The sequence below is a fragment of the Saccharothrix deserti genome, from assembly GCF_009769385.1.
Taxonomy (GTDB): Bacteria; Actinomycetota; Actinomycetes; order Mycobacteriales; family Pseudonocardiaceae; genus Actinosynnema; species Actinosynnema deserti.
Genome location: NZ_VKAB01000022.1, coordinates 23,762 through 46,249 on the forward strand (window position 1 = coordinate 23,762; position 22,488 = coordinate 46,249).

General features: G+C 71.9%; 26 protein-coding genes and 1 pseudogene. 18 read left to right on the forward strand and 9 right to left on the reverse strand.

Annotated features, from left to right (window positions below):
- Positions 1-11: 11 nt before the first annotated feature.
- Positions 12-407 carry a TetR/AcrR family transcriptional regulator gene (locus FM051_RS30690; protein ID WP_238412764.1) on the reverse strand — a complete coding sequence of 132 codons (396 nt, stop codon included), beginning with the start codon at positions 405-407 and terminating at the stop codon, positions 12-14.
- Positions 408-462: 55 nt separating this feature from the next.
- Here FM051_RS30690 and FM051_RS30695 point away from each other — a divergent pair, with 55 nt between their 5' ends.
- The 4 genes from FM051_RS30695 to FM051_RS30710 all read left to right on the forward strand — a co-directional run bounded on the left by FM051_RS30695 (position 463) and on the right by FM051_RS30710 (position 3,162).
- A complete protein-coding gene (locus tag FM051_RS30695) occupies positions 463-1,161 on the forward strand; it encodes an SDR family oxidoreductase (RefSeq protein ID WP_158849479.1) in 699 nt (232 codons plus the stop codon).
- A gap of 57 nt (positions 1,162-1,218) precedes the next feature.
- On the forward strand, positions 1,219-2,220 hold the full coding sequence (locus tag FM051_RS30700) for an NADP-dependent oxidoreductase (protein ID WP_158849481.1): 1,002 nt from the start codon (positions 1,219-1,221) through the stop codon (positions 2,218-2,220).
- 30 nt (positions 2,221-2,250) lie between these two features.
- Positions 2,251-2,835, forward strand: coding sequence for a TetR/AcrR family transcriptional regulator (locus FM051_RS30705; RefSeq protein WP_158849483.1), 585 nt, complete (start codon positions 2,251-2,253; stop codon positions 2,833-2,835).
- Positions 2,836-2,916: 81 nt separating this feature from the next.
- Complete coding sequence (locus tag FM051_RS30710; protein WP_238412765.1) at positions 2,917-3,162, forward strand: hypothetical protein; 246 nt, start codon at positions 2,917-2,919, stop codon at positions 3,160-3,162.
- Positions 3,163-3,566: 404 nt separating this feature from the next.
- On the opposite strand, the gene FM051_RS30715 is transcribed toward FM051_RS30710, so the two are convergent.
- Positions 3,567-4,511: a 2-dehydropantoate 2-reductase gene (locus FM051_RS30715; RefSeq protein WP_158849485.1), complete on the reverse strand. Its 945-nt coding sequence runs from the start codon at positions 4,509-4,511 to the stop codon at positions 3,567-3,569.
- 46 nt (positions 4,512-4,557) lie between these two features.
- On the opposite strand from FM051_RS30715, the gene FM051_RS30720 reads away from it, so the two are divergent.
- The 4 genes and pseudogenes from FM051_RS30720 (at position 4,558) to FM051_RS52135 (ending at position 6,140) form a co-directional block, all read left to right on the forward strand.
- Positions 4,558-5,112 (forward strand): CGNR zinc finger domain-containing protein, encoded by a 555-nt coding sequence (locus FM051_RS30720; RefSeq protein WP_158849487.1) that lies wholly within the window; start codon positions 4,558-4,560, stop codon positions 5,110-5,112.
- Positions 5,113-5,348: 236 nt separating this feature from the next.
- Positions 5,349-5,672, forward strand: a complete 324-nt coding sequence (locus FM051_RS50790) for a hypothetical protein (RefSeq protein WP_202919095.1) — start codon at positions 5,349-5,351, stop codon at positions 5,670-5,672.
- Between the two features lie 160 nt (positions 5,673-5,832).
- A pseudogene (locus FM051_RS52130) lies at positions 5,833-5,913 on the forward strand (flavin reductase family protein); the annotation flags it as partial.
- 74 nt (positions 5,914-5,987) lie between these two features.
- Entirely contained in the window at positions 5,988-6,140 is a 153-nt protein-coding gene (locus tag FM051_RS52135; protein ID WP_238412766.1) for a PNPOx family protein, read from the forward strand.
- A gap of 73 nt (positions 6,141-6,213) precedes the next feature.
- Here the strand turns inward: FM051_RS52135 and FM051_RS30735 are convergent, their stop codons facing one another.
- Entirely contained in the window at positions 6,214-7,050 is an 837-nt protein-coding gene (locus FM051_RS30735; RefSeq protein ID WP_202919096.1) for a hypothetical protein, read from the reverse strand.
- A gap of 74 nt (positions 7,051-7,124) precedes the next feature.
- Here FM051_RS30735 and FM051_RS30740 point away from each other — a divergent pair, with 74 nt between their 5' ends.
- From FM051_RS30740 to FM051_RS30750, 3 genes are read left to right on the forward strand one after another with little or no spacing between them, the layout of a single operon-like run.
- Complete coding sequence (locus FM051_RS30740; RefSeq protein WP_420803636.1) at positions 7,125-7,400, forward strand: LLM class flavin-dependent oxidoreductase; 276 nt, start codon at positions 7,125-7,127, stop codon at positions 7,398-7,400.
- A 13-nt stretch (positions 7,401-7,413) separates the two neighbouring features.
- Positions 7,414-7,578 (forward strand): hypothetical protein, encoded by a 165-nt coding sequence (locus FM051_RS30745; protein WP_202919097.1) that lies wholly within the window; start codon positions 7,414-7,416, stop codon positions 7,576-7,578.
- Between the two features lie 8 nt (positions 7,579-7,586).
- Entirely contained in the window at positions 7,587-7,802 is a 216-nt protein-coding gene (locus tag FM051_RS30750; RefSeq protein ID WP_158849489.1) for a hypothetical protein, read from the forward strand.
- Positions 7,803-7,990: 188 nt separating this feature from the next.
- On the opposite strand, the gene FM051_RS30755 is transcribed toward FM051_RS30750, so the two are convergent.
- From FM051_RS30755 to FM051_RS30775, 5 genes are all read right to left on the reverse strand, one after another.
- Positions 7,991-9,001, reverse strand: coding sequence for a pyridoxal-phosphate dependent enzyme (locus tag FM051_RS30755; RefSeq protein ID WP_158849491.1), 1,011 nt, complete (start codon positions 8,999-9,001; stop codon positions 7,991-7,993).
- Entirely contained in the window at positions 9,001-10,338 is a 1,338-nt protein-coding gene (locus tag FM051_RS30760; RefSeq protein WP_158849493.1) for an MDR family MFS transporter, read from the reverse strand. Before FM051_RS30760 ends, FM051_RS30755 begins: the two co-directional genes overlap by 1 nt.
- On the reverse strand, positions 10,335-11,447 hold the full coding sequence (locus FM051_RS30765) for a PLP-dependent cysteine synthase family protein (RefSeq protein WP_420803637.1): 1,113 nt from the start codon (positions 11,445-11,447) through the stop codon (positions 10,335-10,337). Before FM051_RS30765 ends, FM051_RS30760 begins: the two co-directional genes overlap by 4 nt.
- A 222-nt stretch (positions 11,448-11,669) precedes the next feature.
- Positions 11,670-12,152: a hypothetical protein gene (locus FM051_RS30770; RefSeq protein ID WP_158849496.1), complete on the reverse strand. Its 483-nt coding sequence runs from the start codon at positions 12,150-12,152 to the stop codon at positions 11,670-11,672.
- 201 nt (positions 12,153-12,353) lie between these two features.
- Positions 12,354-12,860 (reverse strand): GNAT family N-acetyltransferase, encoded by a 507-nt coding sequence (locus FM051_RS30775; RefSeq protein ID WP_238412767.1) that lies wholly within the window; start codon positions 12,858-12,860, stop codon positions 12,354-12,356.
- A gap of 538 nt (positions 12,861-13,398) precedes the next feature.
- Here FM051_RS30775 and FM051_RS30780 point away from each other — a divergent pair.
- Both FM051_RS30780 and FM051_RS30785 read left to right on the forward strand, forming a co-directional pair.
- Positions 13,399-13,752, forward strand: a complete 354-nt coding sequence (locus FM051_RS30780) for a hypothetical protein (protein WP_238412768.1) — start codon at positions 13,399-13,401, stop codon at positions 13,750-13,752.
- Positions 13,749-13,919 (forward strand): hypothetical protein, encoded by a 171-nt coding sequence (locus FM051_RS30785; RefSeq protein WP_158849507.1) that lies wholly within the window; start codon positions 13,749-13,751, stop codon positions 13,917-13,919. Before FM051_RS30780 ends, FM051_RS30785 begins: the two co-directional genes overlap by 4 nt.
- Before the next feature lie 86 nt (positions 13,920-14,005).
- Here FM051_RS30785 and FM051_RS30790 read toward each other — a convergent pair whose 3' ends face one another.
- On the reverse strand, positions 14,006-15,286 hold the full coding sequence (locus FM051_RS30790) for a COG1470 family protein (protein WP_158849509.1): 1,281 nt from the start codon (positions 15,284-15,286) through the stop codon (positions 14,006-14,008).
- 162 nt (positions 15,287-15,448) lie between these two features.
- On the opposite strand from FM051_RS30790, the gene FM051_RS30795 reads away from it, so the two are divergent.
- The 5 genes from FM051_RS30795 (at position 15,449) to FM051_RS30815 (ending at position 22,468) form a co-directional block, all read left to right on the forward strand.
- Positions 15,449-16,072, forward strand: a complete 624-nt coding sequence (locus tag FM051_RS30795; RefSeq protein ID WP_202919098.1) for a helix-turn-helix transcriptional regulator — start codon at positions 15,449-15,451, stop codon at positions 16,070-16,072.
- Positions 16,073-16,185: 113 nt separating this feature from the next.
- Positions 16,186-19,254 (forward strand): hypothetical protein, encoded by a 3,069-nt coding sequence (locus FM051_RS30800; protein ID WP_238412769.1) that lies wholly within the window; start codon positions 16,186-16,188, stop codon positions 19,252-19,254.
- Between the two features lie 25 nt (positions 19,255-19,279).
- Positions 19,280-19,954: a Pvc16 family protein gene (locus FM051_RS30805; RefSeq protein WP_158849511.1), complete on the forward strand. Its 675-nt coding sequence runs from the start codon at positions 19,280-19,282 to the stop codon at positions 19,952-19,954.
- Entirely contained in the window at positions 19,951-22,017 is a 2,067-nt protein-coding gene (locus tag FM051_RS30810) for an ATP-binding protein (protein WP_158849512.1), read from the forward strand. The genes FM051_RS30805 and FM051_RS30810 overlap by 4 nt, the downstream gene beginning before the upstream one ends.
- Before the next feature lie 130 nt (positions 22,018-22,147).
- Complete coding sequence (locus FM051_RS30815) at positions 22,148-22,468, forward strand: hypothetical protein (RefSeq protein ID WP_158849513.1); 321 nt, start codon at positions 22,148-22,150, stop codon at positions 22,466-22,468.
- The last annotated feature ends 20 nt before the right edge of the window (positions 22,469-22,488 follow it).

The window sequence follows — 22,488 nt, forward strand, 5'->3', positions numbered from 1 at the left end:
GGCGCTGAGCGCTACGCGTGTCGCTCAGGCCATGAACGCGAGGGCGTTCCGGATGCCCTGCTCGAGGATCTCGTCGGAGAGCTTCGGGTCCGACATGGCGCGGGCCGGTGTTCAGGCGACAGGTACTCGCGGACGAACTCCTCCAGCCCCGCGAGGCCCGGCGTCAACGTGCTGTACCTCGCGGCCTGGGTGCGTAGCTGATCCGCGACGACGGTGGCGACGAGGTCGTCCTTGGACGCGAAGTGGGCGTAGAACGCGCCGTTGGTCAGCCCCGCGTCCGACATCAGCGTGGCGACACCGGAGCCGTCGATGCCGTCCTGCTCGAACCGGCGGCCGGCCGTCTCGACGATCCGTTGCCGCGTCGCCTCCTTGTGCTCCTTGCCGTAACGCGCGGTCGATTCGACCACCCCCTTTTCCCACTGATTCGACCACCCCCTTTTTCCCACTCCAGAAGGAGCTTCCATGGACATCTCCGCCGTCACCGCCCTCGTCACCGGAGCCAACCGCGGGTTCGGCCGGGCGCTCGCCGCCGAACTGCTCGCCCGCGGCGCCACCGTCTACGCCGGCGCCCGCAACCCCGACCAGGTCGACCTGCCGGGCGCCAAGCCGATCGCACTCGACATCACCGACCCCGCCTCCGTCGCAGCCGCCGCACAGGCCACCGGCGACGTGACCGCCCTGATCAACAACGCCGGCTCGGGCACCCACGCCGACCTGCTCACCGGCGACCTGGACGACATCCGCCTGGAGATCGACACCCACTACTTCGGCACACTGTCGATGGTCCGGGCCTTCGCACCGCAGATCACGGCCAACGGCGGCGGCGCGATCCTGAACATCCTGTCCGGCCTGTCCTGGATCAGCTTCCCGGAAATCGGCGCCTACTGCGCCGCCAAATCCGCCCAGTGGTCGCTCACCAACGCCCTGCGCGTCCAACTCGCCGACCAGGACATCCGGGTGGCCGGACTGCACGTCGGCTACATGGACACCGACATGACCGCAGGCGTCACCGCGCACAAATCCGACCCCACCGACATCGCCCGCATCGCCATCGACGGCATCGCCGCCGGCGCCTACGAAATCCTCGCCGACGACACCTCCCGCCAAGCGCAGGCCGCACTGGCCGGGGGCATCCCGGCGATCTACCCACAGCTCCCCTGACGGAAGCGGCGCCTGAGGCCGTTCGAATTCAGCGACAATCAGAGAGATGCAATCATCATGAAGGCGTTCGTCCTCGACCGCTACGGCAGTGACGACAAGGTGCGATCCGGCGAGATGCCGGAGCCGGAGGTGCGGCCGGACGACGTGCTGGTCCAGGTGCACGCCGCCGGGGTCAACCTCTTGGACTCCAGGATCAGGGACGGGGCGTTCAAACTCATCCTGCCGTTCAGCCTGCCGATCGTCCTGGGCAACGACGTGGCCGGTGTCGTGGTCCGCGTCGGGTCCCGGGTGCGGCGGTTCAAGCCCGGTGACGAGGTCTACGCGCGACCGGACCAGAATCGGATCGGCACGTTCGCCGAATTCATCTCGATGAACGAACGAGACCTGGCGCTCAAGCCTGAGACGGTCTCCATGGAGGAAGCGGCCTCCGTTCCGCTGGTCGGCTTGACCGCCTGGCAGGCGTTGATCGAGATCGCGAACCTGGAGAAGGGGCAGAAGGTCTTCGTCCAGGCCGGCTCCGGCGGGGTGGGCACGTTCGCGATCCAGTTGGCGAAGCACGTCGGTGCGACGGTGGCCACGACCACCAGCACGAGGAACGTCGATCTGGTGAAGAGCCTCGGCGCCGATGTCGTGATCGACTACCGGAACGAGGACTTCGAAGACGTCCTGCACGACTACGACGTGGTCCTGCACAGTCAGGACGAGAAGACGCTGAAGAAGTCGCTGCGAGTGCTCAAGCCCGGCGGAAAGCTCATCTCGATCTCCGGTCCGCCCGACCCGGCTTTCGCGAAGGACCTCGGCTCGCCGTGGATCCTGCGGCCGGCCACGAGCGTCCTCAGCTACCGGGTCCGACGGGAGGCGAAACGCCGCCAGGTGGGCTATTCGTTCCTCTTCATGAGGGCGAGCGGGGATCAACTGGGCGAGATCACCTCGCTGATCGATTCCGGGATCGTCCGCCCGGTGGTCGACCGCGTCTTCCCGTTCGAATCGACCAAAGAGGCCATGGCTTACGTCGAAAGCGGACGTGCGAAAGGCAAGGTCGTCGTCAAGGTGGTGTGAGGCCGGGATCCGGTGGGTGAGGAGTGTCCGGTGCGGTACGCGGTGGAGCACAAGCAGGTGACGAGGCGGCGGATAGTCGAGACGGCCGGGCGCCGGTTCAAGCGGGACGGCATCGACGGCTCGGGGATCTCGACGCTGATGTCGGACGCGGGGCTGACCAACGGCGCCTTCTACACCCACTTCGAGTCGAAAGACGACCTGGTCACGGCCGTGATCGCCGACGAACTGCGCGGACAGTGCGAGAGCCTGCGCGAGCCGGGACCGGGCCGTGCGGGAGTCGAGCAGGTCGTGCGCGGGTACCTCTCGGTCGAGCACCGCGACAACCCCGGGCACGGTTGCCCGTCCGCCGCCCTGCTGGACGAGATCGGCCGTTGCACGGACGCCGCCAGACAGGCGTACACCGACGGGGTTCTGGCCGTCATCGACGACATCGCCGCCCGACTGGCACCGCAAGACCCGGAGTCGGTACGCCTGACAACGCTCAGCATCTACGCCGGATTGGTCGGCACACTGCAACTCTCCCGCGCCCTATCCGACCGGCCACTCGCCGACGCGGTCCTCGACCAGGGCATCGAGAACGCCCTCGCGCTGGTGGACACCGCGCAGCAGAGCTGAGACGGCGCGGCTGAAGCGGCAGGTCCAGGGCCGTGCCGAGGCCGCCGGGGACTCGGCACGGCGCTCTCGGAGGAGACCCTGGTGGATCCGCGCACCGGGCGGATCATGAACCCGAGCCTGGCCGAGTACCACGTCCCCGTGCACGCCGACATCCCGCCGATCGACGTCCACTACCTGGACGAGCCCGACCCCACCATGCCGCTCGGGCTGCGCGGCCTCGGCGAGATCGGCGTCACGGGCGTGGCCGGCGCGATCGCGAACGCCGTCCACCACGCCACCGGCAAGCGCGTCCACGAACTGCCGATCACTCTGGACAAGCTGCTCTGACTGTGAGCACGGCCAGACCGGTCCGTTGGTGATGGGCTGGTGGCCGGCAGCGGTGGGCCGTGACTCCTGCTCCGACTGGCGTGATGCCTTGGCCCGCGGACTCGTCCGCCCGCTGCTGTCGGTGCCGGCCCGACGTGTGGCTCGACTGCGGGATCGGGTGGTCCGGTCGTGGTGGCGTGAGCTGTCGGGCTCGGTGGGGTCGGCGGTGGTTGTAGTGGGCCGAGCCTGCTGGAACTGCTCGACGGCGCCACCCTCGGCGTCATCGACCGCGCGCACGGGAGCGACTACGCCACGCGTGGGCAGGCAACGGGCCGAGGTGCGGCCGTACGGCCCTCGCTGGAGGGTGCGGGCCACGGCGGAGTGCGAGCAGCTGACCGATCTGCCTGCACCGTTGACGTCCCGCATCACTCCGGACGTGTGGAGGCTCGGGACAAGGCCTGTGCCCGTGCGCTCGCCAGTTCGTACAGCAGGCTGTTGATCGGTGTCGGTGTGCCGGTCTCCGCGCCGAGCCGCACGACGGCGCCGATCCACGCCTCCAGTTCCGACGGCCTGCCGGACCCGATATCGCGTTGCAGTGACGTGGTCCCGTCCTCCGGCATCCGGTCCAGGAACGCGATTCGCTCCGCCACGACGTCGTCGGCGAGGTTGACGCCCTTCGCCCGCCCCACCCGCAGGATCTCGGTCATGCTGTCCGCGATCAGCTGCCGCGTGCCCGCGCGAGACCGCAGCACGCCGTAGGGGGCATCGGTCACCGTGCCGATCGCGCCGAACGACGCCAGTGCGATGAACTTCATCCAGAGCGCCACCCAGACGTCCGTCGCCACCACGGCGGTCAAACCCGACTCCTCGAGGGCGTCACGCAGTCTCGCCACCCGCGCGGTCGGCCGGTTGTCCCACTCGGCGAACGTGAGCTTCCCGCCGCCGATCTGGCGCACACGTCCCGGCCCGTCGAGGAACGCGATGACTTCCGCGGCGCCCGGCAGCACCGCGTCCCGGCCGATGACGTCCGCGACCTGGCGCGGAGCGTCGACGCCGTTCTGCGTCGTGACGACCGCGGTCTCGTCGCCGATCAACGGCTTCAGCGCGGTGACCGCGGGCTGGAGCTGCCACGTCTTGACCCCGAGCAGGACGAAGTCGACTTCGCCGATCTCCGCGGTGTCGTCGGTGGCCCGCACGGGAGCGACCGTGAAGTCCCCGGCCACGCTCCGCACGACCAGGCCGTCCCGCCGCAGCGCCGCGAGGTGCTCGCCGCGCGCGACGAAGCTGACGTCGTGCCCGGCCGCGGCGAGGCGACCACCGAAGTACCCGCCGACGCCACCGGTGCCGACGATTGCGATCTTGAGTCCCATGACCCGGACGTTACCGCTTAAACCGGTAACTGAGTAGTCTGACCACATGGTGGGCACGGCCGAACTCGCATTCCGCTGGCACGGCGGCAGGTTGTCGGTGAACTTCACCGCGACCCTGGGCAAACGCGGCGGTCAGGCGTTCGAGCGGCTGCGCGACCCGGGCGACCTGGCCCGGTGGTTCCGCGAGGCGGGCATGGCCGCCGGCCCGCCGAAGGTCTCGGCCCGGGACCTCGTCCAAGCGCGGGAACTGCGCGAAGCCCTCTACGGCTTGTTCACCGCGCCGGACGCGGACCTGGATGTGGTGAACCGCTGGGCCACCCGCCCGGCACCCGGAGGCCGCCTGGAACGGCAGGCCGGACAACTGACGCTGCACCCGCCGGAGACCGACGTCCGGGACATGTTCAGCGCCCTCGCCCGGGACGGCGCGGCCCTCGTCACCGGCCCGCTGGCGTCCCGCATCCGCGAGTGCGGCCGAGACGACTGCTGGCTGCTCTTCGTGGACGAGAGCCGAGCCGCCAACCGCCGGTGGTGTTCCATGGAAACCTGCGGCGCCCGCACGAAAATGGCCCGCTACCGCACACCCGACCAGAACAGGCCCTGACCGTGCGCCCCGAGCCGGATCGCACGCCCGCCGCGCCACCCCCGGCACGGTCTTCCCACATCCCGAGCCCCCTTGGCCGGACCGCGGGCCGGGTGCCGGCATCGACGCATGTCCCAGGCATCCGTGCTCAGCACGCGCCGCCACGTCGACTTCCGTCGGCAGGCGAGCGCGATCTGTGCGCTGCCCGACTGACCGGTCCACACAGGGACAACGGCACCCCGACCAGGGGAGGAACAGTGACACACGAACCACGCCGCCGGGCCACCACCGCCGCCACCGTGCTGGACAACGGCCCGGTCGCGCGCAGCACCATCGCGCGACTGACCGGGCTGAGCGCCGCTGCTGTGACGAGGCAGTACGCCGAACTCGGGCTGCTGTGCGAGGTCCACACGCGGGTCCCGCGCGCGACGCTGGGCCGGCCGCACGTGCCGGTGGACGTCGAGCGGTGGCTGCACCGGATCACGCTGATCGACGACACCCCCGTCGGGCCGGACGGTCGCGAGTCGGAGCTGGTGGCGGGCAAGCCCTTCACCAACGAGCACACCGTCAAGGTCGACTGATGACCGCCACGCTGCCGGGAAGCGCCCTCCGCCGAGCGTTCCGCCGCCACCCGGCGGGCGTGGTGGTGATCACCGCGGACGCCGAGCGCGGTCCGGATCGGCACACTCGGCGACCGGCTGGCCGAGGCAGGGTGGTTCACGACCCCGGTGGGGCGACCCGATGACAGACCTGCGCACCGCACTCCGCGACTTCCCGCAAGGGGTCGGCATCGTCACCGCGACCGGTCCGGAGGGCCCGGTGGGCGTGACCGTCAGCTCGTTCACGTCCGCGAGCACGCACCCGCCGCTATCCGACACCGACGACGTCCCCACCTCTTGGACACCCCTCTCCGCCTGCGCTGCCGCACGACCCGCCGAATCATGGTGGGCGGCCACGTGGCCCTGGTGGGCGAACCGCTGGAAATCCAGCACAACACCGGCAACCCACCCCTGGTCCGCTTCCAGGGCCGGTACACATCCGTGGCCTGACACCGTTGCCTGAAGGTGAGCGGACGTTCCCTCGGGTAACGGCGACCACAGACGCCGCACCCGCCTGGATGGGTCAGGCTACTGACTCGTCGTCCGCCCCATCTGCCGCCGCGGCGGCGAGGAAGCGCAGGATCGCACGCGCCACCTCGTCGCTCTGCCGGAAGTTCGGCGCGTTCGTGTTGGGACGCGCGAAAGCCGCGTAGGCCTTGTTCGTCGTATAGGGCCCCACGGCGAAACGCCGAGCGTGCGGTGTACCGGTCGCGTCGACGATTCGGCTGTCGGACGGGTCGACCAGGACCATGCCGTTGACGTCGCGCACTTCCCCGGCCGCCGACAGCGACCGGAGCAGTGGGTCGGCGGTGTGGGCCAGTGCGTGGACGGGGAGCCGAGCCTCGATCAGGCCTGTCGCGCGGACCACGTGCGACGGGACGCTGGGACTGCCGGCCAGGAAAACGCCCTCGTCAGCACGGACCCACGTGTCGGCCCCCAGGAAACGGACCACGCCGGCGCGTGCCAAGGCCACGAGTTCTTCCAAACGGTCCGGGGGCGGGCCGCTCGCGATCGAGCTGCAGAAGCCGTGCCACCAGCCGGTGTCGCCGCGCAGGCGGCCGGACGCGGACACGATCGAGAGCTGGCCGTAGACGCCCAGCAGCGCGAGGAAGGCGCCCAGGTCGGCGCTGTGGGTCGCGTCCGAACGGCGGGCCACGTCGCCGGTGATGTGGGAGCGCAGGAATTCCTGGAAACCGTCCGACGACGGGAACCTCAAGCCGTCGATGGGACGGTCCAGCCGTTCGAAGTCGATGCGGTCCGTGGACGCGGGCACGGCTTCGCGTTCCAGGGCGCGCATGTCGTCGCTGTGCCAGTCCAGTTCGGCGAACCGCGCCGAGAACGTCTCCCACGACTGCCGCACGCGGGACGGGTGCCCGGTGAACAGTTCGCGGTAGTGGCCGTAGGCGACTTCCTTGGCACAAGTTCGCCGACTTCGTGAGCGATGTGTTCCCCGTGCAGCAGCCCCGGCCGGGTGTGTCGTTCGGCGGCTCCTCCCCCGCCGCGTACAAGGCGGGTGGCGCGGAGGCGGACATCTTCTGCCTGTGGGGCGAGCCGCTGGCGGGCACGGCCGCGCAGATCGAGTCCGTGAAGCAGGCCGCGAAGGACGCGGGGCGGACCGACGTGCCGCGCATCCAGGAAGTCGCCAAGCGCGACCGGGAACGTGCCGCGAAGGTCGTGGAGCCGCGCCGCGAGATCGCGGTGGACGGATGACAGCGGTGCGGGGATGACGGCGGACACCCTGGTGGCCCGCCGGGTCCGTTGGGAGGACCCGGCCACCGCGCCGTTGAAAGAGGAGCTGGCCTACGAGTACGTGTCCCGCTACGGCGAACGCGCCCGCGAGGAGATGACCCGGTACGCCCCTGCCGTCTTCGCTTCGAAAAGGACCTGAGGTAGTTCATGCGTACGAGATCCCTGTTGATGCTGACCACCTTGCTCGCGCTGGTGGTCTCCGAGTGCGGCGGCCCGGTGGACGCGCCCGCGTCGGGGGTGCAGCCGACGGCCGACGTGCTGTCGGCGTTGTCGAAGGACGACGCGATCGCCGCGCTGCTGCCGGGGGACGTGCGCGCGGCCAGCATCGTGAAATCAGATCAGCGCCCAATGTGGACTATGTGATCGTCTGTGCTTTCGGAGCCCTCCCCTGCAGCGTCGACGGCGACGCAGAAGACCCTGCCGGTCGGCGGCGAGACGCGGGTCGACCTCGGGGTGCTCCAGCCCGGACGGTTGGACTACGCGACGGCGCCATTGTGAACGAACCGGGGGTCGGTGACACAGGACTCAGCCCGTGCCACCGACCCCCGCGCCTACGAACTGACCACGTCGGGCTCGGGGTGCAGTAGTCCGTGCAGGCGTGGCAGGTCGACGTTGCCTCCGGAGAGCACCACCCCGACGCGGCCTCCCGGGGCGTGGACCCGTCCGGCCAGCACGGCCGCCGCCGCCAGCGCGCCGGACGGCTCGACCACCAACTTCATCTCCCCGAACAGCAGCGCCATCGCTGCGCGGATCTCGTCGTCGTGCACTACGAGCACCTCGTGCACGTGGCGGCGGATGAGGGGGAAGGTGAGCTCACCGGGGATCTCGCCGGTGACGCCGTCGGCGATGGTGCGCGGCACCGGTATCCGCACTCGTTCCCCTGCCCGCAGTGATCGGCGGTTCTTGTCCCCCACCGCGGTCTCGACGCCGATCAGGCGGGTGCCTTGGTCGGCTGCCGCGGTCACCACGCCGGCGCCGGCCAGCTGGCCTCCTCCGCCCAACGGGATCACCAGCACGTCGAGTTGTCCTGCCTGGTCCAGGAACTCCGCGGTGCTGGTGCCCGCGCCTGCGATCACGTCGTGGTGGTCGTACGGCGGGATCGGGGTGAGGCCGTGCTCGGTGGCGAGCCGGGCGGTCAGGGCGAAGCGGTCTTCGGTGTAGCGGTCGAAGGTCACCACCTCGGCGCCCAGTCCTCGCACGGCGGCGAACTTGGCCGGCGGGGCGTCGGCGGGCATCACCAGCATCGCGGTGCTGCCGGCCTCCGCCGCGGCCGAGGCCACGGCCAGGGCGTGGTTGCCCGAGGAGAACGCGATGACGCCGCGCTCCAGTTGCTCAGCGCTGAGCCGGGCCACGGCGTTGCAGGCGCCGCGGAATTTGAACGACCCGGTGCGCTGCATGTTCTCGCATTTGAGGAGCACCTGGCCACCGGTGTGCTCGTCCAACGGCGCCGCGCGCAAGACGGGCGTTCGCACCGCGATCCCGGCCAAACGCGTTGCGGCTTCGTGCACGTCGCGTGCCGTCACCGTCGCGGCGGTGGGTGCCTGCTGGGGCTGAGTGCTCATCACTTCGTCCTTCCGGTGGCGCCACTCGTGGCGGCTGGGGGAGCCGTGGATTGCGCGACGGCCGGTGAGACCGTGGACGGCAGGTGCCCGGCTCGCAGCAGCAACGCGAGCGCACCGGTGCCCACCGCGCCCGTGGCGGTCAAGGCGATCCACACCAGGACAGGCCATCCACTGGTCATGCCCACGCCCCAGATCCATCCGGTAGCCAGGTTGCCCAGGGTGATTCCGATTCCCGACAGGGTGTTGTAGAAGCCGTAGTGCGTGGCGACCAGACGCCCGTCGGAGAGGGTGACGATCGTGTCCATCTCGAAGGGGTAGGCGATGGCGGTGCCCAGGGTGAGCAACACCGTGGACACCAACGCCGGTGCGAGAGCCAGAATCGCCGCACCCACGCCGGCCGGTGGCGTGGGAGACACGTGTGCGGTCAGCACCAGCGGCAGGAACGCCGCTGCCATCAGCGCCAACCCGGTGGTGACCGACCGGCCGGAACTCCAGCGGGCGCGGGCCCACGCGGTGAGCCGCACCTGACCGACGATCGCCACGACCGCCGACACGGCGAACAAGGCGCTGCTCCCGGTGTCGCCCGCCGCCGAGCCGAGCACGTGCGCGGCTTGCAGGGGCAGGGCGAGGTAGATCTGCGACGACAGCACGTAGGAGCTGATCATCGCCAGGGAGAACAGCAGGAACGCCCGGTTGCCCACCACCGTCCGCCAGTCCGCGAGCACTCCTGCCGCACCGGTCGGGCGCTCGGCGTCGTGCTCCTGTCGGCGTGGGGGCAGTGAGCGGAGTTGCAACAGGGTCAGCAGGGAGAAGATCGCCGCGGCGGTGAGGCACACCACCCGGAAGTCGAGGGTGATCAACGCCAGTCCGACCAACGGGCCCACCAGGATCCCGGCCTGGTAGAAGACGTTGAACACCGCGAACGCCTCGACCCGCTTCGGCCCGGCGTCCGCCGCGACGTAGGCGCGGACCGAGGGGTTGAACAGCGCTCCGGCCAGGCCGGTCGCCACGGATGCGACCAGCAGCGCCGGCAGGGTGTCCACCACGCCCAGCAGGGCGAATCCCACGGTCCGCAGGGCGCACCCCGCGATGATCATGGGTTTGTAGCCGAGCCGGTCCGCCAGTGCTCCGCCCAGCAGGAACAGGCCCTGCTGGCTCAACGTGCGCACGCCCAGGACCAGCCCGACGGTCCACGCCGCCATCCCGAGCCCGTTGGACAGGTGGTTGGCCAGGTAGGGCATGAGCATGTAGAAGCCGAGGTTGATGCCGAACTGGTTGACCACGAGCAGTTGCACGCTGCCGGGCAGGGAGCGCAGCTGCCGCCACGTCCCGGTCATCGCCGCGCCCCCAGGTGCGCCAGGCGCGGGTCGGTCACCGGGTCGGTGACCGTGGTGCACCGGGTCCAGCGGTCCACGATCCGCTCGCCGGGGTGCGCGATCTGGTCGGGGTGCTCGGCGGGAGCGTGGTCGAGCAGGTTGTGGGTGTGGCAGAAGGTGTCGTTGTAGACGGTGTCGAAGTAGCGCTGCGGTCCGTCGGGGAAGATCGCCGCGATGCGGGTCTCCGGCGACAGCGTGCGGGCCAGCCACCCCGCCACCAGGCCGACCGCGCCCACGCTCCACCCGCCGCTGGCGTAGTGGCCGGTCGCCAGCTCACGGCACGTCCACACCGCCTCCGGCGCGGTGACCCAGTGCACCTCGTCGAACGCGGCGTAGTCCACGTTGCGGGGGTAGATGCTGCTGCCCAGGCCGCGCATCAGCCGCGGCCCCGCGGGCTGACCGAAGATCGTCGAGCCCGCCGTGTCGACGCCGACGAGCCGCAACTGCGGGTTGTAGCGGCGCAGCACACGGCTGATCCCGGCGGAGTGGCCGCCGGTGCCCACGCTGGTCACCAGCACGTCCACCCGGCCCAATTGGGCGACGAGCTCCATCGCGAGCGGTTCGTAGGCGGTGACGTTGTCGGGGTTGTGGTACTGATCGGGGCACCAGGCGCCGGGTTCGGCGTCGAGCAGTTCCCGCACGCGGCGTCGCCGCGCTTCCTGCCACCCGCCGATCGGATCGGGCTCGGCGACGGTGTCCACAGTGGCGCCGTAGGCGCGCAGCATGTGCACCATCATCGGTTCCATGCCGGGGTCGGTGACCAGCGTGACGGGGTGCCCATGCACGATGCCGGCCAACGCCAACCCCAGGCCCAGTGTCCCGCTGGTCGACTCGACAATCGGGGCTCCGGCGGCCAACTCGCCACGATCGCGGGCGCGTTCGAGCATGTGCAGCGCGGGCCTGTCCTTGATGCCGCCGGGGTTGTGGCCTTCGAGCTTGGCCCAGAAACCGCGGCCGTCCGAGGTGAACGGCTGGTCGATCCACAGCACCGGGGTGTTGCCCACCACCCCGGCCGGGGTGTGGCACGGCGCTGCGGCGGAGGTGAGCACCAGACGCGCCGAGGACGGCACGGGCTTCTCGGTAACGCCCGCATCAGGGCGTGCGGCAACGACTGGAGAAGAAACAGACATCGGAAGAAGACCTCTTCAATGGGTCACGAAAAAGACAGCGGTCAACAGCCCGAGCCGAGCGCGCCAGGGACCAGCCCGTTGCCGAGGTCCGCCCGCGGTGTGTTCACGCGGGTGCGGTGCCTCCGGCACGGCGACGGTGGTGGTGGACGCCTCGGCGGCCTGTCACTGCCGCGACACGCCGACCATCACCAGCAACCGGGCGCCGGCGGGAGGGCACACCGCGGAGATCTCTGCCGCTGGACGCCGAGAGGCGCCGGCGGCGTCCTGCGGCAGAGGTGCGGTCGCCTGCACGACGGGTGGCTCCGGGGAGCGGCCTGCTTCAGCCTGCACAGCCGGCAGCCCTGTCCCCGAAGGCCCGCAGATCGGGTCGTCGTGTTCGGTCGGGGTGCCCGATCCGTCCGGGACGTCGTGCGAGTCCCATGCGGCGCCTTCGGCCGCCAGGTCGTTGTCTCCGTGGTGATCGTGGACGACCGCGGTGTCGAAGTGCGGTTGGGACGTCCGGGCACCTACCGCCTCGAACGACGTGCGTGCCTCGCTGTCGACGTGCCCATGGCACAGCAACACACCGAGCAGGGCGAGAACGGCCGTGAGGACGACCGTCGAACCGCCGCGCGGTCGCACGCCCCCAGTGGCAGCGATAGGCACCTCGCCACCATACCCACCGGTTCACGCACTGTGCCACTCTGGACACGAACCGTGAATCGTGAACAATCTGACACGAACAAGGAACGGTTCGACAACAAAGCATGACGCGTCGGTTACGGAGCGTCGGCTGCCGAGGGCGCGAACAAGCCCGCAGCCCTGTACGTTCCGCGCGAACATGGGTTGGCGGTGTGCCGCCGGCTGTCAGCCCTGGTCGTCGACGAGCCTGAGGGTGAACGCGACCCGGTCCAGGCCGGGGCCGTCGTAGTCGGGCAGTACGGGGGAGGCGGTGAAGCCGAGACGGTCGTGGAAGGCGCGCGAGGACGTGTTGCCGGGGCTGGTGACACACTTGATCCACCGCGCGCCCAGGGCCTGGGCCCGCTCGAAGAACCATTCGTACAGTGATCGCCCCACACCCTGCCCGTGCAAAGCCGGGTCCACCCCCACGAAGTGGATGTACGCGATCGCCGGCTCGGTCTGCGAGAGGAATCCGACCAGGAAGGCGGCGAGGGTCCCGTCGGGGTGCTCGGCCAGGCAGCTGGTGGTGGTGAAGTGCTGGAAGTACAGGCGCGGCACCAGCAGCGCCCGCTCCCGCGCGCCGTCCGCGCCCTTGAAACCACCCCACCACGGCTCCAGCACGGCCAGCACGCGCGCGTGGTCCGCCTCGGTGGGCCGGCGAAAGGACAAGTCGCCGGCAGCGGCATGAGTCACCCGGGCAGCCTCTCCCGAAGCGACTCCGCCGAGCAAGCGCATTGCTCGAATGCGGACACGCGCTTTCTGCGGCATGGACGTTCTGCCTGTGGGCCCGGCGCAGGCCGAGACCATCGACTGGATCCGCGCCACACCAGGCAAAACACGATCACGACCCGGCGGACACGCCACTAGGACGTAGGTTCCTAATCAGTTCTCTCGGGTGCCGTGGACAGTGCTTCGGCAGGTACAGCCGGTGCCCGCGCTGCTCGGCCGCAACTCGCGCAGGAGCCCACGGACAGCACGTCCGAGTGGTTCGCGGTTCAACCAGCGTCACCCGATCGGCCTAGTGCCGAGCCCGCCCGGGGCATTGACCGGAGTCCGGGCGAGGTAAGGACGGGCAGACCTGCGCCCACGGCCTGTACCGGCGCGCTCCCACGTGATGGGCTCAATCGACATCCCTGGTGCAGGGCGGACAGGGGTTCTGGGTGGACCGGTGCCGGCCCGGTGCCCGTACGGAGGTGCGATGGCTGTGCGACCCGACGGAGACGGAGGTCGTGTGGCGGACGGTGCCGCGCGGGAGAGGTTCGCGGGCGACCTGTTCCTCGACCTCGCCGACAAGGGCTGGCTCGTGGTCGAGGCGGACGAGGCCGAGCGGGTGATCGCCGAGCTGACCCGGACCCTGGAAGTGGTCAGGTCGCGGGTGCACCGCTTGGAGGTGTCCCGGCGGCTGCGCGACGCGGAGGTGGACGGCATCGCCCCCGAGGTGGCGCAGTTCGCCGTGGACACGGTGTTCGCCGAGCAGGTGACGGCCGGGACGTGGGAACGCGCGCTGGTCGAGCTGCCGAAGTACATCGAGGCGTTCCGGATCGCGGCGCGCAACGCCTCCCACGACGGCACGCCGAAGCGGTGAGCCGTCCCGAGGACCTCGCCACGTCGGACCTGGACGTGGAGCTGGAGGCCGCGTGCGGCGAGCTGCGCCGGTACCGGAGTCGACAGGACGACGCGACCGCCGAGCTGATGCTCGCGTGGATCGACGCCCTGCTCGACGAGTGGAACCGCCGCGCCAACCTGTTCTGAGCACGCGGAAAGCCGCCGGCGTCACCTCCTCCGAGGTGACGCCGGCGGTGTCGTGGTGGCGTGGTCCGCGGAACCGCGCCCCCGGCTCACGTGGGCAGGTCGCCCAGCTCACCGCTGACGTTGAGCAGCTGCACGCACGCCGCGGCCTGCCGCCCGCTGGCGGGCGTGCCCGGCCTGGAGCACGACACGGTCGCGGTGACGGTGCCGTTCGCCGGGATGTCGATCGGCGTCACCCAGTGGTAGTCCTGGTTGCGGAACGTCTCCAGCGCGATCGTGGTGATGGTCCGCTCGCCGAACGCGATGGTGAGCACGCCCTCGTCGCCTTGGTGGTTGGCCAGCACGATGTCGGTGATGTGGAAGACCTTGCCCTCCGGCACCACGTACGTCCCGGTGGCCTGCTGGTCGGCCCCGGTGCGGACCTCGATGGTGGCCGAACTCTGCTCACCACCGCCGGCCGCCGTGCCGCGCCCCTGTCCCTGACCCTGCCCCTGGCCCTGCCCCTGCCCCTGCTGCCCCGGTTCCTGGACGGCGGGCTGGTCGGCGGCTGCGTCCGGGTTCGGCACGGGCGCCGGGTCGGCCTGCGCGATCTCCTGCGCCCGGTCGTCCACGGCCTCGCGGGCCGCGCTGCGCACCGCCGGCCGCACCAGCAGCAACCACAGCAGCAGCAACGCCAACAGCCCCGCGAGCGCCGACAGCAGCCACCGGGACAGGATCGGGAGCTGCACCAGCTCGCCGGCCAGCTCGTGCTCGTGCCGTTCCTCGGCCGCGAGCGCGACGGCGTCCAGCCGCACGGGCCAGATCACCGGCTTGCCGAACCACAGCAGCTTCGCGACCCGGACCCGCAGTTCGAGGTCGACTCGCCCGTCCGGCTCCACCGAGGTCGGTCGGTCGGTGACGGTGTACCGCAGGTGGTCGTCGGCCTCGGGCAGCGCGGGCGTCACCGAGACGGGCGTGTTGCCGCCGTTGTGCACCTGGACGCGGTAGCGCGCGCTGCGCCAAGCCCGACGTCGCTTCGGCACGAGCCGAACGCGTTGTGAGGCAAAGGGTTCGACCACCACCGTGGTCTCCGTCACGACCACGGACTCGGGTCGTTCGGCGGGCAGCACCCGCACCGCGAGCGGCACCTCGCCCGCCCGCACGGACGGCGACCGCGGCGGGCGCAGCACCACGGCCACTTCCTCCGAGGTGCCGGGGAACAGCGACAGCCGCGCCGGTTCCACCGAGGTCCACGAGGCGCAGTCGCCCACCACCTCGAACTCGTACGCCTCGACGATGTCGCTGTCGTTGCGCACCGTCATCGTCGTGCTGGTCTCCTGACCGGGCGTGACAACCACGGTGGGGAGTCCGAACTCTGTCGTTGTGGTCACCCGCGAAACGGTAGGCACGGCGGGTCGGTGTGCGGCAGGGAGAAAAGGGCACGGTACGGGCAAGTCCGTGCACCGACGCACCCTTGCGGCTGCCCGTTCGCCCTCCGAGCGCCCACGATGGCCTCAGCAGGGTGCGGACGGCAGGTTCGAGGGAGGGGTGGCATGAGCAGGATTCCGGTGGCGCTGTACGCCGAGGACCCGGTGCTGCGGGCGGGGATCACCTACCAGTTGCGCCCGCGGCCGGAGGTGGAGGTGCTGCGGCCGGAGGAGGAGCCGCGGGCCGAGGTGTCGTTGGTGGTGGTGGACCAGGTGGACGACGAGGCGGTCCGGTTGCTGCGGCGGTTGCGGCACTCGACGTCCACGCGCACCGGGCTCGTCGTGGGGCGCTTCGACCACGACTCTTTGCAGACCACCATCGACTGCGGCGTCACCGCCGTGCTGCGCCGCGCGGACGCGGACCAGGACCGGTTGGTGAGCACGGTTTCCGCGCTGGCCAAAGGGGAAGCGGTGCTGCCGGGTGACCTGCTGGGCCGACTGCTGGACCACGTGAACCGGTTGCAGCGCAGCGTGCTCGACCCGAACGGGCCGACGCTGTCCACGCTCAGCCCGCGCGAGGCCGACATGCTGCGGCTGGTGGCGGAGGGCTTCGACACCTCCGAGATCGCCGCGAGGACGTCGTTCTCCGAGCGCACGGTGAAGAACGTCCTGCACGAGGTGACCACGCGGCTCCAGTTGCGCAACCGCGCGCACGCCGTCGGCTACGTGATGCGGCACGGCCTGATCTGACCCGGGTTGCCCGAACAGCCACCGGTTCTTCCCGCGACGTGCCCGCCGGGACCTCGTCGCGGCCCGCCGGTCCCGGCGACGATTCGGGCGAGTCCCAGACGGAGGTGGACACCTTGTTGAGATGGCTGCGATCCCGGCCGGTCGCCGTGCCAGCCGCGGCCGCGGCGGTGTTGGTGCTGTGCGGTGTGGTCGTGGTGGTGCACGACACCGCCACGCCCGTGTCGGCGTCGGCCCGGCAGGACGAACCGCCGGTGGCCGGCCGCATCGCGTACGCGGGCACGGGCCACCGCAGCCTCGGCGTGGTGACGAACCCCGTGCCGGACGAGCTGCGCGCCAGTGACCCGTTGCTGGGCGCGGGACCGGCGCACCACGACGACCACGTGTCCGCACGCGGTGACCAGGTGGTGTTCACGAGCATGCGCGACGCGCCGACGCCCCAGGTGTACCTGCGCGCGGCGGACGGGTCGGTGCGCCGGCTCACCGAGGGCCGTGACGCGGGCAACCCGGAGCTGTCGTCGGACGGCCGGTCCGTGGTGTTCGACTCCGCCGAAGGAGGGCAGCGCGACCTGTGGCTGGTCAGCGCCGACGGCACGGGCCTGCGCCGGCTGACCGACACCCCGGACGACGAGACCTCGCCGACGTTCTCGCCCGACGGCGCGCGCATCGCGTTCTCCTCGGACCGCGACGGCGACGGCGAGCTGTACCGGCGGGCGGTCGCGGGCGGTCCGGTCACCCGGATCACCGACGAACCCGCCGGCGCGGCCGTGGAACCGGCGTGGAACCCGCGCGACGACCGCATCGCCTACACGCTCGACCGCGGCGCCGACGGACGGCAGCTCCGCGTGCTCGACGGCGGGGACGTGGGCGCACCCCTGCTGGGCGGTGACCAGGCCGCGTGGGCCGGTCGGTCGCCCGCGTGGCTGCCGGACGGCGCGGGCCTGCTGTTCCTCAGCTTCGACCAGGTGTGCTCGTGCCCGGCGGACCCGAACGTGGAGAAGGTGCACCGGGTCGACACGTCGCCCGATCTTCCGGTCACCGCGCCGCCCGGCCTGCTGCTGGCCGAGGACCGCACGGTCGGCTCGCCGGCGTGGCTGGTCGACGCGCGCGGCGGGCACCTCGTGGTGGCCCGGACCAGCGCGCCGACCCGGTTCACGGCCACCCTCCAGGACGTGCGCCCGGACGGGTCGGACCCGCGCGACCTCGGCGTGCCCGTGCTGCGGGAGGACCCGCAGAGCGTGGACGACCCGAACCTGCTGTTCCGGCCGCGGCCCGGGTTCGACCCGTGGACGCAGCGGCAGTCCTACTCCCCCGACGGCCGCACGATCGCGTTCAGCCGGTTCGAGGACGTCGGCGACACGCGGGCGCAGCGGATCTGGCTGGCCGACGCCGACGGCGGCGACCCGCGCCGGTTGGAGGTGGCGGACCGGCAGGCGTCGGACTGGGAGTTCGACGCGTCCTGGTCGCCGGACGGCCGGTCGCTGGCCTTCGCCCGCCGCTCGCCCGGCGGGGTCCGGCCGAACGGCGGTCCGAGCCGCGTGGTCGTGGTCGACGTCGCGACGGGCGCGGTGACGGGACGGCTCGTGCCGCCGGCCGAGGTCGCCGACCAGGAGGACACCCAGCCCGCGTGGTCGCCGGACGGCCGCACCCTCGCGTTCACCAGGGGCCGCGTGTTCGACGGCCCCACCGCCGAGATCCGCGACAACCACGTGTGGACGGCCCGCGCGGACGCGCTGGACGAGCAGCGGGACGTGTCCGCGGCGGTCTGCGGGTTCGACTGCGAGGTCACCGACGACAGCTCGGTGTTCAGCCCGGACGGCCGCACGCTGGCGTTCAACCGGGAGAGCGACGGCATTCTGCTGGTGTCGTTGGAGGACGGCGACTGCCGGGTGTTGTTGCCCGCCGGCCGCGACACGTGCTCGGAGCCGTTGACCGGGTCGCCCGACGGCCCGTTCCAGCCCCGGGACGTGGCGTTCTCCCCGGACGGCGAGCGGGTCGTGCTGACCGCACGCCGCACGGGTGACGTCCGGTCGCCCGAGGAGCTGGTCGTCGTGGCCCTCGCCACGGGCGCGGTCCGGCGGATCACCTCGCCCCTGCCCGGACGGCAGAAGGAACCGTCCTGGCAGCAGTCGGTCGACCTCACCGTCACGGCGCCCGACGACGTGCCCGACGCGGACGCCGGCGCGACGACCACGCTGGAGGTCGAGGTCACCAACCGCGGCCCGGCGGCGTCGCCCGGAACGTCGCTGACCGTCGCCGTGCCGGAAGGGGTCCGGTTGGACGCGTTGCGCCCGGATCGCGGCACGTGCGACGTGGACGACCTGCGCTGCGACCTCGGCGTGCTCGCCCCCGGCGACACCGCCGTGATCACGGTCGACCTGGTCGGTTTGGTGGCCGGGCGTCGCCAGGTGACGTGGTCGGTCGCGGGCGCGGTGCTGGACGTGCTGCCGTCGGACAACGCGGCGACGACCGCCGTGCCGGTGCGCGACCCGGTGACGGACGCGCCGCCGCCACCTCCGCCCGCTCCCGCGCCGCCGCCCCTGGCCGGGCCGTCGGTGACCGTCGTCGTGCAGCCCGATCCGTCCTATGTGGGCGGTCGCGCGACCGTGACGTACACGGTCCGCAACGGTTCCGGTGGCCTGGCCACCGGTCTGCGGCTGGACTTCGAGCTGCCCGCGCGAGTGCCCGTGGCGGCGCTGCCGCCGGGGTGCGCGAACACCGGCTGCGCGCTGCCGGACCTGCCCGCAGGCGCGTCACAGGTGGTGCAGGTCGTGCTGGCGCCGGACGCGCCGTTGCAGGCCACCGTGCGCGGCGCCCTGCGCACCACCGGCACCGACGTGAACCCGGCCGACAACGTCGCCACCGCGCCGATGCGGGTGCTGCTGCCCCGGATCGTGGCCGTGCCGCCGATCGGCGAGCCCGGGTTCGTCACGTCCGTGCGCGGGGTCGACTTCCCGCCCGGCGTGCCGGTCCGGCTGTCCTGGTCGCCCGGCATCACCGCGTCCGCCGCGGCCACGCTGCCGCGCCCGGACGGCGGGTTCACCGCCCAGCTGCTGATCCTCGCCAAGGACGCGACGGGTCCGCGCACGATCACCGCGAGCGGACCCGGTTTCCAGTCAGCCACCACGCCGTTCCTCGTCGTGCCCGGTTCGATCGGGCCGCCCGACGTGGTCCGGCGCAGGTGACCCGAGACGAACCCGGAGGTGCCCGGTGATCCACGAGGTGGACGAGGGGTTGCGCAGGCTGCTCGCGGCCGGCGGCGTGCCCGGCGGTGGGGGTGAGCTGGCGTTCGACCCGCCCACCACGGAGTGGGTGGCGCGGCGCAACGCCCCGACGGTCAACGTGTTCCTGTACGACATCCGCGAGGACCTGACCCGGCGTTCGTCCGGCTCGGTGTCGGTGCGGGACGACGACGAGCTGGTCGGCCACCGGCGCCCGCCGCGCTGGTTCCGACTGTCGTACCTGGTCACTGCGTGGACGAACCGGTCACAGGACGAGCACCGGCTGCTGTCGCAGGCCCTGGCGTGCCTGGCGGCGGCGAACCGGCTGCGGTCGGCGTGGCTGACCGGGTCGCTGGCCGAGGTGGGCCTGACCGTCGGCGTCGAGTCGGGCGGTTCGGTGTCGGAGGGTCGGGCGGCGACCGACGTGTGGTCGGCGCTCGGCGGCGAACTGCGGCCCGCGATCAACGTCGTGGTCACCGCGCCGGTCGTCGGCCCGGTCACCCCGGCCGACCCGGCCGCCGACGGCCTGGTCCTGATCGGCCCCACCGAGGGTGGACGCAGGCTGCGTTACGACGGTGCCGACGGTGGTTCCGGCGGGTTCTCGGCGCCCCGGACCCGGCCGCTGCCCGAGGACCGACGCCGGCGCGGCGGGCCGATCCGATGACCGCCGTGTCGACCGAGGCGCACGCGCCGGACCTGGCGTACCTGTGGGCGAGGCTCGCCGGCGTCGAGTGGCGGGTGCGCCGGGCGGTGTCGCAGCGCGCCGAGCACGACCCCGAGCCGGACGACCCGCACCGCGGCCTCTACCTGACCGCCGACACGGTGTGGCGCATCCTGGACGAGCCGGGACGGCCCCTCGCGCCGCCCGACACCGAACCGGACCTCGCGCCGCTCGCCGCGATGGTCCCCGACCCCGGCCCGCGGCTGCTCGGGCTGGCGCGGCGGTTCGACCTGGACCCCGTGGACGTCGAGTTCCTGCTGGTGGCGATGGCCCCGGACGTCGACCCCCGGTTCGAGCGGCTCTACGCCTACCTCAACGACGACGTCACCCGCCGCCGGCCCACCGTCGGTATGGCGCTGGAGCTGTGCGGGCTGCCCGCGGCGGACCCGGCCCGGTTCCGGTTCGCCCCGGCCGCGCCGCTGGTGGCCGGTGGGCTGGTCGAGGTCGTGGACGGCGGGCTGCCCGCGCTGTCCCGGGTGCTGCGGGTGCCGGACCGGGTGATCGGGCACCTGCTCGGCGACGACGAGCCGGACGCGGCGCTCCGCGGCACGGCCCACGTCGTGCCGGTGGGGCGTGCGCCGGAGTCGGAACTCGCCCAACGGCTCGGCGGTGCGCTGCGCGCCGGGTTGTCCCTGGTGCACCTGCGTGACCGTGACGGCGACGGAGGGCGGGTGGCCGGTGACGCGCTGGCCGCCGCCGGGCACGACGCCGTGGTGCTGGACGTGGCGGCGTTGGCGGGCAGCGCCGAACCACCGCTCGCGGCAGCGGTCCGTGAGGCACGCCTGCGCGGGGCGGGTCTCGTGGTGGGACCGCTGGAGCCGCTGGTGCCCGAACGCGTCGGCCTGGTGCGCGACCTCACGGCGCTGGTCAGCGACGTGCCGTTGTTCCTGCACGGCAGGCGGCACTGGGACCCGCACTGGTCGGCGCGCCCGGTGGTGTCGGTGGAGGTACCCGCGCCCGGCCCCGACGAGCGGGCGCGGCGGTGGGCGGAGGCGTTGACCGACGCCACCGGCGCCGAAGTCGACCGCGCGCTCCTGGCCGACCTGGCCGGGTACCGGCTGGGCACCGACGAGGTGACGCGTGCCGTGGCGGTCGCGACGCGGCTGGCCGTGCTGGAGGACCGCCCGGCGGGTCTCGCGCACGTCCGGGCCGGTGTGCGGGCGCAGAACGGGGCCGGGCTGGAGAAGTTGGCGCGGCGCATCAGCCCCGCCGTCGGCCGGGACGACCTCGTCCTGCCCGGCCCCACCCGCAAGCAGCTCGACGAACTCGTCATGCGGGCGCGGCACCGGGAACGCGTGCTCGGGCAGTGGCGGATGCGGCCCGGCGGCGGCCGGGGACGTGGCGTGGTGGCGTTGTTCGCGGGCGAGTCGGGCACCGGCAAGACGATGTCGGCCGAGGTGGTCGCCGCCGAGATCGGCATGGACCTGTACGTGGTGGACCTGTCGTCGGTGGTGGACAAGTACATCGGCGAGACGGAGAAGAACCTGGAGCGGATCTTCACCGAGGCGGCGGGCGTGCACGGTGTGCTGCTGTTCGACGAGGCGGACGCGGTGTTCGGCAAGCGGTCCGAGGTCAAGGACTCGCACGACAAGCACGCGAACACGGAGTCGGCCTACCTGTTGCAGCGCATCGAGTCGTTCGACGGCATCGCCGTGCTGACCACCAACCTGCGGTCCAATGTGGACGACGCGTTCACGCGGCGGATCGACGTGATCGCGGACTTCCCGGTGCCGGACGCCGAGCAGCGCCACGCGTTGTGGGACCGCTGTCTCGGCGACGCCGTCCCCCGGTCCGGCGACCTCGACCTGGCGTTCTGCGCGGAGCGGTTCGACCTCGCCGGCGGTTCCATCCGCGCGTGCGCCGTGACCGCCGCCTACCTGGCCGCCGCCGCGGACCGCCCGGTGGCCATGTCCGACATCGTCGCGGCGATCCGACAGGAGTACCGCAAGCTCGGCCGGCTCGTGCTGGAGAACGAGTTCGGGCCGTGGCTCGCGGCGCAGCCGTGACCAGTCGACCGGTCAACGCACGAGAGGATGAGATGCACACGACCCGCCCGAGGCCGGCGGCGCGGCGGTCGGCGTCCTCAGCTCAGGTGTCAACTTCGGCAGGGACAGCAACTACGGCGGTGGTGCCTACATGCACCACGGCGGTGCCCCACCGGTCCGCGACGCCCAGGCGCGAGGCGGCGGCGGACCGCTCTCGTTCACGCTGCCCGCGACGCCGAGGACCAAACAGGGCAGGGCGGACTTCATCAACCCCCGCCTCCTGACCGCCGGCCAGCCGCCCCTCACCCCGGACGAGGCGTACAAACGCGTGCTGGCCGAGCTGTACCGGCGCATGGGCCTCAGCATCGCCAAGGACCTGGCACGAGCCCGACCGCCGACAACCCACCCCGGTACCACTGGTGCCGGGGCGCTTCGGCGTGCCCACCGACCGGCCGGCCGCGATGCCCGTTGAGGCAAAGGCTCTGCCCCCGC

Coding starts and splice junctions, on each gene's coding strand:
- FM051_RS30695 (WP_158849479.1), top strand. CDS start 463: ATGGACATCTCCGCCGTCACCGCCCTCGTCACCGGAGCCAACCGCGGG.
- FM051_RS30700 (WP_158849481.1), top strand. CDS start 1,219: ATGAAGGCGTTCGTCCTCGACCGCTACGGCAGTGACGACAAGGTGCGA.
- FM051_RS30715 (WP_158849485.1), bottom strand. CDS start 4,511: ATGGGACTCAAGATCGCAATCGTCGGCACCGGTGGCGTCGGCGGGTAC.
- FM051_RS30720 (WP_158849487.1), top strand. CDS start 4,558: ATGGTGGGCACGGCCGAACTCGCATTCCGCTGGCACGGCGGCAGGTTG.
- FM051_RS30745 (WP_202919097.1), top strand. CDS start 7,414: ATGACGGCGGACACCCTGGTGGCCCGCCGGGTCCGTTGGGAGGACCCG.
- FM051_RS30750 (WP_158849489.1), top strand. CDS start 7,587: ATGCGTACGAGATCCCTGTTGATGCTGACCACCTTGCTCGCGCTGGTG.
- FM051_RS30755 (WP_158849491.1), bottom strand. CDS start 9,001: ATGAGCACTCAGCCCCAGCAGGCACCCACCGCCGCGACGGTGACGGCA.
- FM051_RS30760 (WP_158849493.1), bottom strand. CDS start 10,338: ATGACCGGGACGTGGCGGCAGCTGCGCTCCCTGCCCGGCAGCGTGCAA.
- FM051_RS30795 (WP_202919098.1), top strand. CDS start 15,449: ATGAGCAGGATTCCGGTGGCGCTGTACGCCGAGGACCCGGTGCTGCGG.
- FM051_RS30810 (WP_158849512.1), top strand. CDS start 19,951: ATGACCGCCGTGTCGACCGAGGCGCACGCGCCGGACCTGGCGTACCTG.
- FM051_RS30815 (WP_158849513.1), top strand. CDS start 22,148: ATGCACCACGGCGGTGCCCCACCGGTCCGCGACGCCCAGGCGCGAGGC.